The sequence below is a fragment of the Alteromonas sp. CH_MED4-4 genome (assembly GCF_037029575.1).
GTDB classification, from domain to species: domain Bacteria; phylum Pseudomonadota; class Gammaproteobacteria; order Enterobacterales; family Alteromonadaceae; genus Alteromonas; species Alteromonas macleodii.
Map to the genome: position 1 here is coordinate 119,553 of NZ_JAYMEU010000009.1, position 14,299 is coordinate 133,851.

Sequence of the window (14,299 nt, forward strand, 5' to 3'; positions counted from 1 at the left end):
AGTACTGCGGTTACCGCATAGCGTAAAAAGCTATCTGCGGTAATACATGCGATGGAAATTGAAGGTTTTTTAGGGTTATGGCGCGATTAACAGGGGTTCAGCGAGTGTGGGAAGCAGGTATGATTATCGCCTGTGTTTTCGCCTTCTTCTTATTGCTGGCACTAGCATCTTTTCATCCAGGAGACCCAGGTTGGAGTCAGGCTGGATTACAACTCGACGTTCACAACTGGGTTGGAGCAACAGGGGCGTGGGTCGCTGATCTTCTGCTATTCTCATTTGGTTTTTTAGCGTATTTGCTGCCTTTCGGCTCCGCCTTCTTAGGGTGGTTTCTATTCCAACACATTAAAGAACTCGATGAATTCGATTACCTTACTATTGGATTAAGAATTATCGGTGGGCTGTTGATGGCCCTCGGTGCAACGGGCATCGCCAGTATAAATTTTGACGACATCTACAACTTTTCAGCCGGCGGTTTTGTTGGCGACGTAATTAGTTCAGCGCTAGTGCCTTACTTCAATACAGCTGGCACAATTTTGCTACTTCTTTGTTTCTTCTGTACGGGCTTTACCTTACTAACTGGTATTAGCTGGCTCACTATTATCGACAGGTTAGGTGAAGGTACGCTGTGGTTAGGACGTAAGACTCTTTCAGCACCTCAGAGTTTGTTAGCATTTGAAATGCCGCGACTAGCCCTAGCTAACAAATCGTCTAATCAAAGTGGCGACGAAGGTGCAGAGCTAGATATTACTAGTATGCGCGCTGAACCTTTGGCTTCTACTGCACAGACAAAACCATCACAGACACAGAAAACTACGCCATCACGCAGTGAGCCTACCTTTGGCATTGACGATGTAGATGATGAACCGCCGTTTTATACCTATGACGGAGACAAGTCTGTTCAATCTAATCCCAACGATACTGTCAACGCCGAGGAAGACGATGCGACATCAAGTGCAGATGTAGCTGAGACGAAAAAGTCGTCGTTCTCATTGTCAGGTATGCGTAGTGCGGTTACTGGTAGCTTTAAAGACAAAGTGGGTTTGGGTAAATCGAGCCAAGATGACTCAGTTCAGTCAGAAGATGATAGCAGTCAACATGAGCATAAACACCAAGCGCAGCAAAGTCCGCATATTAACTTCGACGACTTAGAAGAGTTTGATGAAGACTTGCCTTACGAAACTGGAAGCAAGCCAATAACTTCTGCAAATAACAGCGCGCCATCTGTTGAAGGTAGCGAACCAAATACGGAAACGCTACAGTCGCAAACTGTTGAAACTCAGGGAGCGAGTCAAGGTGCTAACCAAGCATTTACGCCTGCTGCACTAGGTGCCAAACCCGTGAAGGCGAGGGCAGGTGAGTTAGATCCTGATTTACCACCTATGCCGTCCTTTGATTTACTTGAACGTGCCGACAAACATGAAAACCCGCTTACGCCAGAAGAGATTGAAGGTATTTCTCGTTTGGTAGAGGAAAAACTGGCTGACTTTAACATTGAAGCGACGGTGGTTGGCGTGTTCCCAGGCCCTGTTATTACCCGGTTTGAGCTTGATTTAGCACCTGGGGTAAAAGTGAGCAAGATCTCAGGACTGTCGAAAGACTTAGCCCGCGCTATGTCAGCTATCTCGGTGCGTGTAGTGGAAGTTATTCCGGGTAAGTCAGTAATTGGCTTAGAACTGCCGAATAAAAAACGTGAAATGGTGCGGCTGAGCGAAGTTATTAGCTGCGATACTTTTCAGTCTAATAAATCACCATTAACCATGGTGTTGGGCGCTGATATTTCAGGTCAGCCAGTGGTGGTCGATTTAGCCAAAATGCCTCACCTTTTGGTTGCGGGTACTACAGGTTCAGGTAAATCTGTAGGTGTGAACGTTATGATTCTTAGTTTGCTTTATAAGAGCACGCCAGAAGATGTTCGCATGATCATGATTGACCCGAAAATGCTTGAGCTTTCCGTTTATGAAGGCATACCTCACTTGCTTGCTGAAGTGGTTACCGACATGAAAGAAGCCGCCAATGCCCTTCGTTGGTGCGTGGGTGAGATGGAGCGTCGTTATCGTCTAATGAGCGCTCTTGGCGTGCGTAACCTAAAGGGCTATAACGCGAAAGTAGAAGAAGCTATTGCTAATGGCACACCAATAAAGGACCCACTGTGGAAGAATGAAGAAAGTATGGATGCTGAAGCGCCTGACTTAGCCAAACTTCCTGCTATCGTGGTAGTGGTCGATGAATTTGCCGACATGATGATGATAGTGGGCAAAAAAGTAGAAGAGCTTATTGCACGTATCGCGCAGAAAGCACGTGCTGCGGGCATCCATCTTATCCTTGCCACACAGCGTCCATCTGTAGATGTTATTACAGGTCTGATCAAGGCCAACATTCCAACCCGTTGTGCATTCCAAGTTTCTAGTAAAATAGACTCAAGAACCATTCTAGACCAACAAGGCGCAGAAACTTTGCTAGGGATGGGTGACATGCTTTATCTGCCTCCTGGTAGCCCTGTGCCAACCCGTGTTCACGGTGCATTTGTGGATGATCACGAAGTACATGCTGTAGTTGCAGACTGGCAGAAACGTGGTGAGCCTGAATACATTGATGAGATCCTGAATGGCGAAGCGACGGCTGAAGTCTTACTGCCAGGCGAACAGCCTGAGGGTGAGGATCAAGAATTTGATGCCTTCTATGATGAAGCCGTGGCGTTTGTTACTGAAACACGTCGAGCTAGTGTGTCGAGTGTGCAGCGTAAGTTTAGAATTGGTTACAATCGGGCTGCGCGCTTGGTTGAACAAATGGAAATGAGTGGTGTCGTAAGTGCACAGGGGCATAACGGGAACCGTGAGGTTCTTGCACCGCCGCCCCACAAAGAATAACGAATGGATTGAATAAATGAATAAAGCAGTTTCGGTTTATTTTGTGAGTGCATTGGTAACGGCAGGTACAGCAATGACTGCTGCTAACGCTGCGGTAGAATTAGATACAACAGGTTCAAATATAGGCAACAACAATGCTCACGAGGTTGTCAGTGCTCATGACGCTATTCAGGCTAATGCCACAGTAAACACTAGTCAGCCTAAAACTTCATCGCTTATCAAAGATTCTGCGAGTACTTCACTGCAGGCTTTGTTAAGCAATATGAAGCAGTTTCGTGCAAGCTTTGCGCAGACAGTAGTCGATGCACAGCAAAATGTCGTTCACGAAGCACAAGGCACGCTGACCATGACCCGCCCTAATAAGCTTCGCTGGGAAACAACGTTTCCTGATGAAACCCTTTTGGTTGCCGATGGCGAAGCGGTTTGGAATGTGGATACCTTCGTAGAGCAGGTAACAGTCCTATCTCAAGACAATGCGATTAAAGATAACCCTATTGTTTTGCTTACATCGACAGATGAAGCAACGTGGTCAAAGTTCTCTATCAGTCAATTAAATAGCGGTTCATCGGCCGTAACACGTGAAAATGGCGCGGCAGACAACATCAATGGTGTGAGCGCAACAAAAAGCTACCAAATCACGCCTAAAGAACAAGGCGGCCAAATCGCAACGCTTACATTAACCTTTAACCAAGACAGTGAACTCGCTTCGCTTAATATGCTCGATGCGCAACAGCAAATCAGCACTTTGGTGTTCAGTAATATTGAAACGCGTTTTCCAGTGCCCGCTGATACGTTCTCAGTTGATATTCCAGACAGCTTCATAATTGATGACCAGCGTTAATCAAGATTTCGCGCCCCTCGCGGCGCGAATGCGCCCAGTCACCATAGAGCAGTACAGCGGTCAAGAACACTTACTTGGCGAAGGTAAGCCTCTACGTAAAATGTTAGAGGCGGGTCACTGTCATTCTATGATTTTGTGGGGGCCGCCCGGTACCGGTAAAACTACCCTTGCTGAACTCATTGCTCAATACACCAACGCATCTGTATTGCGTATTTCTGCGGTTACCTCTGGGGTAAAAGACATCAGAGCCGCCATGGATACGGCTGAAGAAAACGCCCGTTATAACCAGCGAACCTTGTTGTTTGTTGATGAAGTACACCGATTCAACAAAAGTCAGCAGGACGCGTTTCTTCCATTTGTTGAGTCTGGCGTTGTTACCTTTATTGGCGCAACGACAGAGAATCCCTCGTTCGAATTAAATAAAGCGCTTTTATCTCGTGTACGTGTTTATGTGCTAAAAACACTCGAACACGAAGCACTGTCTGAATTGATTGATAGAGCGCTAAGCGATACTGAAAAAGGTCTGGGTGACAGAGCCCTTGGTATTGAAGAAGCAGCCAGAAACGCGCTTATCGATTTAAGTGGCGGCGACGCACGTCGTCTTCTCACCTATTTAGAGCTTGCTGCCGACTTCACCGGAGCAAACGAAATAACCGTAAGCGATGTTGACCATGCGGTAGGCGAGAAAGTTGCTAGTTACGACAATAAAGGCGACACCTTCTACGATCTAATCTCCGCGTTTCATAAATCTGTTAGAGGCTCAGATCCAGACGCAGCCCTTTACTGGTACGCAAGAATTCTTGATGGCGGGGGAGACGCGCTGTATGTAGGAAGACGTTTACTTGCTATCGCGTCTGAAGACATTGGTAATGCAGACCCAAGAGCAATGCAACTTTGTATTAATGCCTGGGACACGTTTCACCGAGTAGGGCCTGCAGAGGGCGAGCGCGCTATTGCTCAAGCTGCGGTATATTGTGCGTTAGCTGCAAAAAGTAACGCAGTATATATGGCGTTTAACGAAGCAAAAGCATTGGCACGTAAAACCTCTGATGCACCTGTTCCCATGCATTTACGCAATGCGCCTACGTCGCTAATGAAAGAGCTCGGTCATGGCGATGGTTACCGCTATGCTCACAACGAGCCAAACGCGTTTGCCGCGGGTGAGACTTACTTTCCGGAAAGCCTTACCGGAACTCGCTTGTATAACCCTAATGAACGCGGTTTAGAGAAAGCTTTGAAAGCCAAGCGTGAATTTCTCGATTCACTTAATGCGAGAAGTAACAATAAAAGGTAAAGTTGCAGACAAGTAACTCAACTAGTTCAGATTATATGAATTAGTTAATAAAAAATGCGCTAGGGAGTTTTCGTGCCTCAAGGGTTAGCTTTGTATTGTTTTATTGCCGCTGGCGGTGCGACCGGCGCCTGTTTACGCTATTTTGTTACCACAAGTGTTGATTCCTTATTTGGAAAACACATGCCGTTTGGTACACTAACGGTGAATGTGGTCGGGTCGTTTGCACTCGCATTACTGTACGGTTTTATCGAACGTCATGATTTAAGCGACTCTCCTTACCGAGCGCTTATCGGTGTAGGGCTATTAGGTGCCTTTACTACATTCTCAACATTTTCCGTTGAAACCTTAACTTTATTAGAAAACGGGTTGTGGCTTAAAGCCGCAGCAAATGTATTTCTTAACGTTGGCGCTTGCCTAATAGCAGGTTGGCTAGCCATTCAATTGATGAAAGGATAATTAGAAACACATGTTAGATCCAAAGTGTTTGCGAAGCGATATAGAACAAACAGCTAAGCGATTAGCTGCCCGTGGTTTTAACCTCGATGTAGCAGCTTTCAGTTCGCTTGAAGAAAAAAGAAAAACACTTCAGTCCAGAACACAGGATCTGCAAAACGAGCGTAACGTACGAAGTAAATCCATTGGTAAAGCAAAAGCGCAGGGCGAAGATATTGCACCGCTATTGGCTGAAGTGGGTAAGCTTGGTGACGAGCTTGACGCCGCTAAAGCGGAACTTAGCGAACTGTTGGAAGAAATTAACACCCTTACGCAAGGCATTCCTAATTTGCCACACGAGTCTGTACCAGCGGGTAAAGACGAAGATGACAATGTTGAGATTTCTCGATGGGGCGAACCACGCACGTTTGATTTTGAAGTTAAAGATCATGTTGATGTGGCTGAAGGCTTAAACAACGGCTTAGATTTCGCTACCGCAAGTAAGCTTACGGGAAGCCGCTTTGTAGTGATGCGCGGCGATATTGCTCGCCTAAATCGTGCAATTGCTCAGTTCATGCTAGATACCCATACACAAGAACATGGCTACCAAGAGATGTATGTGCCTTACTTGGTTAATGCTGACAGCCTTTATGGCACAGGTCAGCTGCCTAAATTTGGTGAGGACTTATTTCACACCAAGCCAGCAACTGAAGAAGGACAGGGGCTTAGCCTAATTCCAACGGCGGAAGTTCCGCTAACTAATATTGCACGCGATGAAATATTAGATGCGAAATCACTGCCTGTGAAAATGACAGCACATACGCCTTGCTTCCGCTCAGAAGCTGGTTCGTACGGTCGAGATACCCGTGGACTTATTCGTCAGCATCAGTTCGACAAGGTAGAACTTGTACAGTTAGTTAAGCCGGAAGAGAGCTTTGACGCGCTAGAAGCACTTACAGGACACGCCGAAGTTATTCTTCAAAAGCTAGAATTACCGTACCGCAAAGTGTTGCTTTGTACTGGTGATATGGGCTTTGGTGCATGTAAAACCTACGATCTTGAAGTATGGCTGCCTGCGCAAAATACCTATCGTGAAATTTCTTCATGTTCAAACATGTTGGACTTCCAAGCACGACGCATGCAGGCTAGATTCCGTAACCCAGAAACGAATAAAACTGAACTTCTTCACACATTGAATGGTTCTGGTTTAGCGGTAGGGCGTACGCTTGTAGCTATTTTAGAGAACAATCAGCAGGCAGATGGAAGCGTTACGATTCCAAAGGCGCTTGTGCCTTACATGGCAGGCCAAGAGGTTATCAAAGCGACTAGCGTGTAAAGTACAGAAGCTTTAAGGATTAGTTTTATTTAGTTGAGCGATAACTACTGCACAAAGCGAATTTAAATGAAAATCCGGCATCCGAAAGGTGTCGGATTTTTTTTATTAGTAAACCTGATTAGCATAAAGTATTACTGAGAATACTGTGATGAGAGAATGGAGTAATTGTTTAAAATGTAATGAATAGCTAATATTTAAATGGGCTCATAATCAGCCTTTTGGTTGTGAAAAAGATGTTTCAAATTGTAAATGTGTTGCGATGATTAAGAATTTATTCTTTATTTTTCATTGAGATAAGATCATCAAAGATAGGTCTTTACCTGTCTTTACATTTCTTTACATACCCCCTACTTTTGGCTAATGTTTCGGTTGACGCAAGTTATTGAAAAATCGTATTTCGTATCGCGTCTAGGAAAAGTTACATATCAATAAATATTGATGTTTGAGGATAAGGGAAATGTCCTTCTTGGAATTTCTCTTTCCCTTACATGAAATTCCAGGGAACACACATGTTTAAAAAAAACCTCATTACCAGGACGTTGCGAAATGCAGCGTTAGTTGGTCTTGTAGGCTCACTTGCCTATCCTGTCTTAGCTCAAGAAACTCCAGTTGATGAAGAATCTGTTGAAAAAATCAAAGTAACTGGCTCGCGTATTAAGCGAACAGAGCTTTCTACGCCCGCGCCAATAGTTTCTGTGAGCGCAGAAGAAATTAAGCGCTTCGGTACGCCTGACTTAGGTAGTATTCTTGCTGAACTTCCCGCGATAGCCGCAGGCTCTACTCTAATTGGTAACAACAATAGCAATGCTAACGCTGGACTAAGCTCGCCAGATCTACGCTCTCTTGGTGAAAATAGAACACTTACTCTTGTGAATGGTAAACGACACGTAGCAGGTTCACCGTTTTCTAATGCGGTAGACACAGGTTCTATACCTGCCGCTATGATTGAGCGAATTGAAGTAATTACTGGTGGCGCGTCAGCTATTTATGGTTCTGATGCTGTATCAGGGGTTATCAACGTTATCCTTAGAGACGACTATGAGGGCCTTGAGTTCAGATTTGATGGCACCACTGACCTAGAAGGTGTTGGAAATAGAACCAATAATTTTAGTGCATTATACGGTCACACTACCGATGATGGAAAAGGCAATATCACCTTTTTCGCTGAAAAAAATAACATTAACCAAGTTATGGAGCCTGACCTTCAACAGGCCGCTGCATGGGGTACTATTGTAAACCCTCTAGATACTGGTGAAAACGATGGTATTGCAGATAGACTACGCGTTCCATTTGTTGGTTCAGAAATGATTAACCAGTTTGGCGTAATTAATCCATTTGGTGGTGGTCCTCGGATTACATTTATGCCAGACGGTTCGCCGATGGATCAAGTAAGTCGCTTGGAAAATAATAGCTTCGCTTTTGGTAGTTTCGATCAACGTTACGATTCTGTTTTCTTCGGCGAAGATTACGTTAACTACATTCCTGATCAAGAAACAGTTACCCTAGCAAGTACGTTCCGCTATGACATCACAGACAACATTCGCTTTTACGGTGACGTCAAACACGTAGATAAGAAAATTGAGCAGCAATTCCAGCCGTCTTTCCGTTTTGGTGGTATTTTCGTTGATGTAGAAGATAATGCATTCTTAGATGAGTCTACTCGCTCACGCCTTCTTGATGGCGGTCAATCAGTGGTTGAAATGTCGCGTTTCTTCACCGATATTGGTAACCGAACAGCGTCTAACGATCGTGAGCTGTTTCGCTTCATCGGTGGCTTTGAAGGGTACTTTACTCTGAGTGATACTGATTTCGACTACGATGTTTACTACACTCGCGGCGAAGTATCGAATGTACGTCGTACGCTAAATGATTTAATTCCTACAAATTTCCTGGCTGCGCTTGATTCGGTCATTGATCCTGAAACAGGGCAAGCGGCGTGCCGCAGCCAAGTTCCAGCGCTTCAAGGGGAAGACTATGAAGACCCAGCGTTAGTAAACCCGGAAAACTGCGCACCATTTAATCCATTTGGTTTTGGTCAAGCAAGTGCAGCATCTGCCGACTTTATAGCTGGTGATGTTCAACGAGAAGATGAAATCACTCAAGAGATGGTTGGTGGAACACTTTCGTTCGATTCAGGTCAGTGGTTCGAACTTCCTGGTGGGCCATTAGGTATTGCGTTAGGTTACGAATATCGTGAAGAAGACGTTGAGACAACGACCGATGAATTAACAAAACAAGGGGTCTTTACCAACGCTGCTACGCCAGACTCCTTTGGTGGCTATGATGTGAGTGAGTTCTTTATTGAGCTTCGCTTACCTCTTCTTAGTGACGTTATGCTGGCTAAGGAACTATCATTAGATGCGGCATATCGCACAGCGGACTATTCACACGCGGGTAATGCGGATGCGTGGCAAGTTGGCTTTATGTGGGCTCCAATTGAAGATGTGCGAATCCGCGGTACCGTAGGTGAAGCTGTTCGTGCTCCTAATGTTGACGAAGCATTTTCTCCTCAATCGCCAGGCTTTGCAAACATCAATGACCCGTGTGACGCCGACAATATTAACGATGATCCAGATCGCGCCGCAAATTGTCTAGCACTGGGTATTCCTGCTGGTTTTGAAGCAAATGATAACGTAAGTATCGAGACAGTCTCAGGCGGTAATCCTGACCTTTTCTCTGAAGGCAGTGAGTCGAGAACGATAGGCATTGTATGGACACCGGAGTTCTTAGAAAACTTCTCTGTCACGGTTGATTTCTATGACATTGAGATTGAAGATGCGATCACAGAAGTCGGTGCACAAGATATTCTCGATAACTGTGTGGATGCTTCAGGTGGTCCTGATGCAGGGTTCTGCTCTCAGATTGACCGCGACGAAAATAACGATGTTGAAGTTGTACGCTCTGGCTTTATTAATGCCTCTGCACTTAAAACATCGGGTGTTGAGTTTCAGATCCGATATACTACTGAGCTCAGCGATTTAGGTCTACCGGGTGAGCTTCGCTTAAACCTTCAAGGGAACAAAGTTAACGAACTTGAAGAATACGCTTTCCAAGACCGTCCAGATGAGATTAACGTAGAAGTGGGCGAAGTTGGCGACCCTGAGTATCAATTCAGAACCATCGTTGACTACCGTATTGATGAGTGGAACTTCAACTATACGAGCCGCTTTATTGATCGTTCTGCGCTATTTGACGTTTCACCTGGTGCGGATTCACCTGAAGACGTGTCTCCAGCGTTTGTTGGAAGTATTTGGACTCATGACTTCAGCATTGAATATACCTACAACGAAAATGTTGATGTATATGTGGGTTTAAGAAACGCATTCAATAAAGTACCACCTGGCTACACGTTCGATCCGCTATACGACCTACTTGGTCGCAGGTTGAATGCAGGTATTACTGTTCGCTTCGAATAAGCGTTAACTAAAACGATGAGCCACCACGTGAACGTGGTGGCTCTTTTTTGTGTTACTTCCCTTATAATTTCTGTACCTTGAAGCGAGTACAAACTCATAGGCTTTCTTACATGTGCGGATTTATACAGCGTATTACTGACTCACCTGACGTTATTGCGCTACTTGAAGAAGTCGGGCTTACACAAACCATTCCGCTTTTTGTCAATGAATCTTCCACAAGCAATGTTATTAACTTTTATCCTGCATTTGGAAAAGTGCCAGAACGACAAATTACCAATTTAATTGTATCTGGTGATAGCACCATCGATGCAACGTGGTGGTTTGACGCAAAACCTAATGGAAACGCGCTTACCGTAGGTGATAGAACAACATTTAACGCTCGAAATCTCGATAGCCCTTATTGGAGCAAGTTCATTCGTGAACGACGCGCTGTGGTTGTCGCAACTGCAGTAGGGGAGTCAAACCCGCTTGGTAAAGGAAAAGCGCACTATTTAATGAAACCGGCTACTGGTGCATTGCTCATTGGCGCGGTATACCGGCGGTTTAGTAATGGCCTATTTTCCTGTGCAGTAGTGACGCGCCCACCCGTAGAGGGGTTTAGTCAGTATCATGAAAAATCTATTCCTTGCTTTCTTCCACATAATGCACATGCGATAAATGCGTGGTTAGCGGCTGACACACAAGGCTCATTGAACAATGAGGTAGAATATATTTTGAATAATCCTCGTGTTTATACCGATCTTGAAGTCACGCGAGTAAAGACGTTTAAAAGCGCCGAGGCAATCGGTGAGGTTAATGTGTTAAAAGCTGACGAAAACCGCTAGCTTTAACTGCTAAGTGAGCAAAGGAAGGCGGCTATAAAAACAGCCGCCTGTGACAATCTAACTACTAAATAACGTTTTATTTAAGGTAGGAAAGCAAGGTTTCTTCGTCCGCGCCTAAAACATTCTTTTTCACTTCTTTGTCGACGACGTCTGAACATTGAGATGACATTCCGCTTCTCAATTTACCAAGAAATCCAGGCCCACTAATAATATCTATCGAGCCCAACGCACCTCGTTTACGTTCACCATCTAGCCAGTCAGCAATGTCACTAGCAAATCTTTCATCTTCGAGTTCGGCGGCATCTTTTCGATTCATGCTATCAACGCCTGGTACTTGCGAAGCGGGAGCCGATTGTCTGCCGGGTTTATCTGTATAAATGTCTTGGTCACTCGCGCCACTAAACTCGTTATGCCACTTTTTTACTTCAACAAGTGCACTTCCGTGGTTGGTATAGGTGTAAGCTGTGGCGTCGTCGTGGTTGGCCACAATTACGTAGTGTTTTTGAACTGTCATACAGCCTCCTATGTCCATTTATGTAAAACATTCACGTTTATGGTGTTCGGTAAAAGGCAAGTATGAAAAATATGCCTGAAACCCGAGATAAAACGCCAATGTAGGAGGGGAGTTGCAATATCAACACCAAGGCTAAAACAGTTAACAATAGGGTGGCTCTTCTGATAGCTACCTTAAATCGGGTTTCAACCCGTGAAGCAAATCAACAAGTGCTTTTAGCAGAAGGCTAACCGGGGGCGCTAGCACTTTAAATATAATGTGCGATCGCCTTTACAAGCATTTCGCAGGTTTAGGTAATCCTGCTAGTTTAGTGGCTTGCTTCGCCGGGCCTTTTTTAAAGAGTCGCTGCAGGTAGCGGCTATTACCTTTTTCTGGCCCAAACTTATTGGCCATAGCTTTCACCAAAGCACGAATCGCTGGGCTGGTTTCGTACTCTTCATAGAATGCGCGTACGAAGCGCACCACTTCCCAGTGGGCTTCTGTTAATTCAATGTTCTCTTCTTGCGCCAGCAACTCAACCATATCTTCTTCCCAAAGGGTATAGTCGAGTAAATACCCGGCTTTGTCTGTAGGGATCGCTTGCCCTTTATAATTGAAGCTATAGGTTTCTTGTGTCATGAAAGGGGTATCCAGTGCTGATTTTTTGCTGATATTGCAGCAAGTTCTTTGTGAGAAATAGGATTAATATGTTCGGGAAGATTTGCGCCCCTGGTATCCGCATCTGTACTCAAGAACGACAGGTTTAGCGTTGATTTGTCTTTTACAGTGCTTTCTACCGTATTGGCCAGCTGCTCAAAAAACGCGGTGTTTAATGCAGGGGCATAAACGCCATCTCCAACAAATACAACATAAGTAGAAGTCGATTGCTCAAAAGTGGCTTCAATAAGCTGTTTGTATTCAGTGCTCAAATTTGGCGTTGAAATAGTAATAAGCATTAGAATGTCACCACATGATCTACGCTTTGGATAAGCGTGACCTTTTCTTCTGGGGTTATCCACTCACAGTCTAACTCATCAACTAAACTGTTATTAGAAAGAACCTGCTCAATGTCGTAGGTATCTGCACTTGCTTTACACACAAAGCATTCTTCGATATCGAAAAACGGCATGCTAGCTAAACGTTTGGTGTGATTTTTTAGTCCTTTGGTAGACGCTGCCTTAACAAGCTGCAGTACACCTTGGCTTTCAAAAAGCACTTTAACATCGTGCCCATAGTTTGTTGCAGCAAGCGCAAAATCTAAACCGTCTTGGCTTTTAGCATTGGAAAAAGGGCTTTGCGTAAACCTAATAAGTAGTTGCGCCATTAGAATTGTACCAACCTGTTGCAATCGTGGAGCGCAGTGAAGAATTCGCCCAAGCCAGCTTGCTCGAAAGGCGCGGTTAAGTTGGCCTGAGACAACCCATTCTCTTTCGCCTCTAACTCACTAACAATACCTCGCTTAACGGCGGCGGTAATGCATACAAGTAATTTCACGTTGTGCTCAGTAGCTAGAGTCTTCCAGCTATCAAGTACGAACAGCTCGTCGCCCGTCTTTAGCATTAAGTTATTGGTGTGGTGAACACCTTCGCTATAAAAGAAAACGTTGTTTATTACATCACCATTATCGATTACACCTTGTGCAAAGGAGAGGGCGCGTAACGCTGTATCGCCTTGAAACGGTGATGATGTGATAAGTACTGAATATTCTGCCATACAAATAAAAACACCCCGGTTAAGGGGTGTTTCTCTTTAAACCTTTAACGCTGTTTTAATCGTCGCCACCAAACGCACCTAGAAGGTGAAGGATAGACGTGAACAAGTTGTATATGTTCAAGTATAGCGAAACTGTTGCACGAATGTAGTTTGTTTCACCCCCGTGGATGATACGACTTGTATCAAACAAGATGAAACCTGACATAATAAACACAATCGCTGCACTGATTGCTAAGCTTACCGCTGGAACTGCGAAAAAGATGTTCGCAATAGCAGCTACAAGCACTACAACTAGACCTACTACCAAGAATCCGCCCATAAACGAGAAGTCTTTCTTAGTGGTAAGTGCGTAGCCAGAAAGCGCGAAGAACACAAGGGCTGTTGCACCTAGCGCTTCCATGATCAAGCCTGGGCCCGCAACGCCTAGATAGAAATTAAGCGTGTAACCTAGTGATGCACCCATTAAACCTGTGAATGCAAACACCCAGTAGATACCAGATGCTGAATCAGCTTTTTTCTGAACTACAAATAACGTAATAAAAGCGCCGATAGTCATAACAAGAGACATCATAGGAGAAATGCCTACTGCCATTGCTATACCAGCACAAACCGCACTAAACGCCAGTGTCATCGCAAGCAGCATATAGGTGTTGCGTAGAACCTTGTTCGTCTGCAATACCGATGGTTGAGATGCACTTGAATACATCGAACGTTGATCCATTGTTTCCTCCAACAGGACTTATGATATGACCAAAATGGTACACAATTATTTAGTGTATGTTGTATGGGTTTTAGTTCCCATTTTCAAGTAGTTTCAGATGAAAATGGTGTCAGGTGAATATAAAAACATCTCTTATACGTGCTAAACAGTCTATTTGATTGAAATCTCGGCACTTAGACAACTTTTTTAATTTTTCGCTTTACAGTCATAAAAATATCATTAAGATACGCAGCACTTCAGGAGAGTTGGCAGAGCCCGGTTTAATGCACCTGACTTGAAATCAGACGTGGGGTCAAACCCACCGGGGGTTCGAATCCCTCACTCTCCGCCATATTATGAAAACCCGCACATTGTTGCGGGTT

At 44.7% G+C, this 14,299-nt stretch carries 13 protein-coding genes and 1 tRNA gene; 8 read left to right on the forward strand and 6 right to left on the reverse strand.

All coding sequences use genetic code 11. From position 1 onward, the window contains the following. The first annotated feature begins 77 nt into the window (after positions 1-77). The 7 genes from WA381_RS08505 to WA381_RS08535 all read left to right on the forward strand — a co-directional run bounded on the left by WA381_RS08505 (position 78) and on the right by WA381_RS08535 (position 11,010). Positions 78-2,867 (forward strand): DNA translocase FtsK, encoded by a 2,790-nt coding sequence (locus WA381_RS08505; RefSeq protein WP_156086471.1) that lies wholly within the window; start codon positions 78-80, stop codon positions 2,865-2,867. A 16-nt stretch (positions 2,868-2,883) separates the two neighbouring features. Further along, on the forward strand, positions 2,884-3,708 hold the full coding sequence (gene lolA, locus WA381_RS08510) for an outer membrane lipoprotein chaperone LolA (protein WP_156086470.1): 825 nt from the start codon (positions 2,884-2,886) through the stop codon (positions 3,706-3,708). Beyond that, positions 3,695-5,002: a replication-associated recombination protein A gene (locus tag WA381_RS08515; RefSeq protein WP_069944400.1), complete on the forward strand. Its 1,308-nt coding sequence runs from the start codon at positions 3,695-3,697 to the stop codon at positions 5,000-5,002. Before lolA ends, WA381_RS08515 begins: the two co-directional genes overlap by 14 nt. A gap of 72 nt (positions 5,003-5,074) precedes the next feature. Continuing rightward, positions 5,075-5,458, forward strand: a complete 384-nt coding sequence (crcB, locus tag WA381_RS08520; RefSeq protein ID WP_014949631.1) for a fluoride efflux transporter CrcB — start codon at positions 5,075-5,077, stop codon at positions 5,456-5,458. 10 nt (positions 5,459-5,468) lie between these two features. Beyond that, positions 5,469-6,770 (forward strand): serine--tRNA ligase, encoded by a 1,302-nt coding sequence (gene serS, locus WA381_RS08525; protein WP_069944399.1) that lies wholly within the window; start codon positions 5,469-5,471, stop codon positions 6,768-6,770. 509 nt (positions 6,771-7,279) lie between these two features. After that, positions 7,280-10,186 (forward strand): TonB-dependent receptor plug domain-containing protein, encoded by a 2,907-nt coding sequence (locus tag WA381_RS08530; RefSeq protein ID WP_049588242.1) that lies wholly within the window; start codon positions 7,280-7,282, stop codon positions 10,184-10,186. 110 nt (positions 10,187-10,296) lie between these two features. Then, positions 10,297-11,010 (forward strand): SOS response-associated peptidase family protein, encoded by a 714-nt coding sequence (locus tag WA381_RS08535; protein WP_039227653.1) that lies wholly within the window; start codon positions 10,297-10,299, stop codon positions 11,008-11,010. A gap of 76 nt (positions 11,011-11,086) precedes the next feature. Here WA381_RS08535 and WA381_RS08540 read toward each other — a convergent pair whose 3' ends face one another. The 6 genes from WA381_RS08540 to WA381_RS08565 form a co-directional block, all read right to left on the reverse strand. Further along, a complete protein-coding gene (locus WA381_RS08540; protein WP_014979395.1) occupies positions 11,087-11,524 on the reverse strand; it encodes a host attachment protein in 438 nt (145 codons plus the stop codon). A gap of 270 nt (positions 11,525-11,794) precedes the next feature. Next, positions 11,795-12,142 carry a TusE/DsrC/DsvC family sulfur relay protein gene (locus WA381_RS08545; protein WP_014949623.1) on the reverse strand — a complete coding sequence of 116 codons (348 nt, stop codon included), beginning with the start codon at positions 12,140-12,142 and terminating at the stop codon, positions 11,795-11,797. Next, positions 12,139-12,459 carry a hypothetical protein gene (locus WA381_RS08550; protein WP_069944398.1) on the reverse strand — a complete coding sequence of 107 codons (321 nt, stop codon included), beginning with the start codon at positions 12,457-12,459 and terminating at the stop codon, positions 12,139-12,141. The genes WA381_RS08545 and WA381_RS08550 overlap by 4 nt, the downstream gene beginning before the upstream one ends. After that, entirely contained in the window at positions 12,459-12,827 is a 369-nt protein-coding gene (locus WA381_RS08555; protein WP_014949621.1) for a DsrE family protein, read from the reverse strand. The genes WA381_RS08550 and WA381_RS08555 overlap by 1 nt, the downstream gene beginning before the upstream one ends. After that, positions 12,827-13,216: a sulfurtransferase complex subunit TusD gene (gene tusD / locus WA381_RS08560; RefSeq protein ID WP_014976653.1), complete on the reverse strand. Its 390-nt coding sequence runs from the start codon at positions 13,214-13,216 to the stop codon at positions 12,827-12,829. Before tusD ends, WA381_RS08555 begins: the two co-directional genes overlap by 1 nt. A 55-nt stretch (positions 13,217-13,271) precedes the next feature. After that, a complete protein-coding gene (locus WA381_RS08565; RefSeq protein ID WP_014949619.1) occupies positions 13,272-13,937 on the reverse strand; it encodes a Bax inhibitor-1/YccA family protein in 666 nt (221 codons plus the stop codon). 239 nt (positions 13,938-14,176) lie between these two features. On the opposite strand from WA381_RS08565, the gene WA381_RS08570 reads away from it, so the two are divergent. Next, positions 14,177-14,268, forward strand: a tRNA-Ser gene (locus WA381_RS08570). The last annotated feature ends 31 nt before the right edge of the window (positions 14,269-14,299 follow it).

What these genes read in the sequence shown, in the direction of transcription:
- WA381_RS08505 (WP_156086471.1), top strand. Translation starts at nt 78, where the DNA reads ATGGCGCGATTAACAGGGGTTCAGCGAGTGTGGGAAGCAGGTATGATT.
- lolA (WP_156086470.1), top strand. Translation starts at nt 2,884, where the DNA reads ATGAATAAAGCAGTTTCGGTTTATTTTGTGAGTGCATTGGTAACGGCA.
- WA381_RS08515 (WP_069944400.1), top strand. Translation starts at nt 3,695, where the DNA reads ATGACCAGCGTTAATCAAGATTTCGCGCCCCTCGCGGCGCGAATGCGC.
- serS (WP_069944399.1), top strand. Translation starts at nt 5,469, where the DNA reads ATGTTAGATCCAAAGTGTTTGCGAAGCGATATAGAACAAACAGCTAAG.
- WA381_RS08530 (WP_049588242.1), top strand. Translation starts at nt 7,280, where the DNA reads ATGTTTAAAAAAAACCTCATTACCAGGACGTTGCGAAATGCAGCGTTA.
- WA381_RS08535 (WP_039227653.1), top strand. Translation starts at nt 10,297, where the DNA reads ATGTGCGGATTTATACAGCGTATTACTGACTCACCTGACGTTATTGCG.
- WA381_RS08540 (WP_014979395.1), bottom strand. Translation starts at nt 11,524, where the DNA reads ATGACAGTTCAAAAACACTACGTAATTGTGGCCAACCACGACGACGCC.
- WA381_RS08545 (WP_014949623.1), bottom strand. Translation starts at nt 12,142, where the DNA reads ATGACACAAGAAACCTATAGCTTCAATTATAAAGGGCAAGCGATCCCT.
- WA381_RS08550 (WP_069944398.1), bottom strand. Translation starts at nt 12,459, where the DNA reads ATGCTTATTACTATTTCAACGCCAAATTTGAGCACTGAATACAAACAG.
- WA381_RS08555 (WP_014949621.1), bottom strand. Translation starts at nt 12,827, where the DNA reads ATGGCGCAACTACTTATTAGGTTTACGCAAAGCCCTTTTTCCAATGCT.
- tusD (WP_014976653.1), bottom strand. Translation starts at nt 13,216, where the DNA reads ATGGCAGAATATTCAGTACTTATCACATCATCACCGTTTCAAGGCGAT.
- WA381_RS08565 (WP_014949619.1), bottom strand. Translation starts at nt 13,937, where the DNA reads ATGGATCAACGTTCGATGTATTCAAGTGCATCTCAACCATCGGTATTG.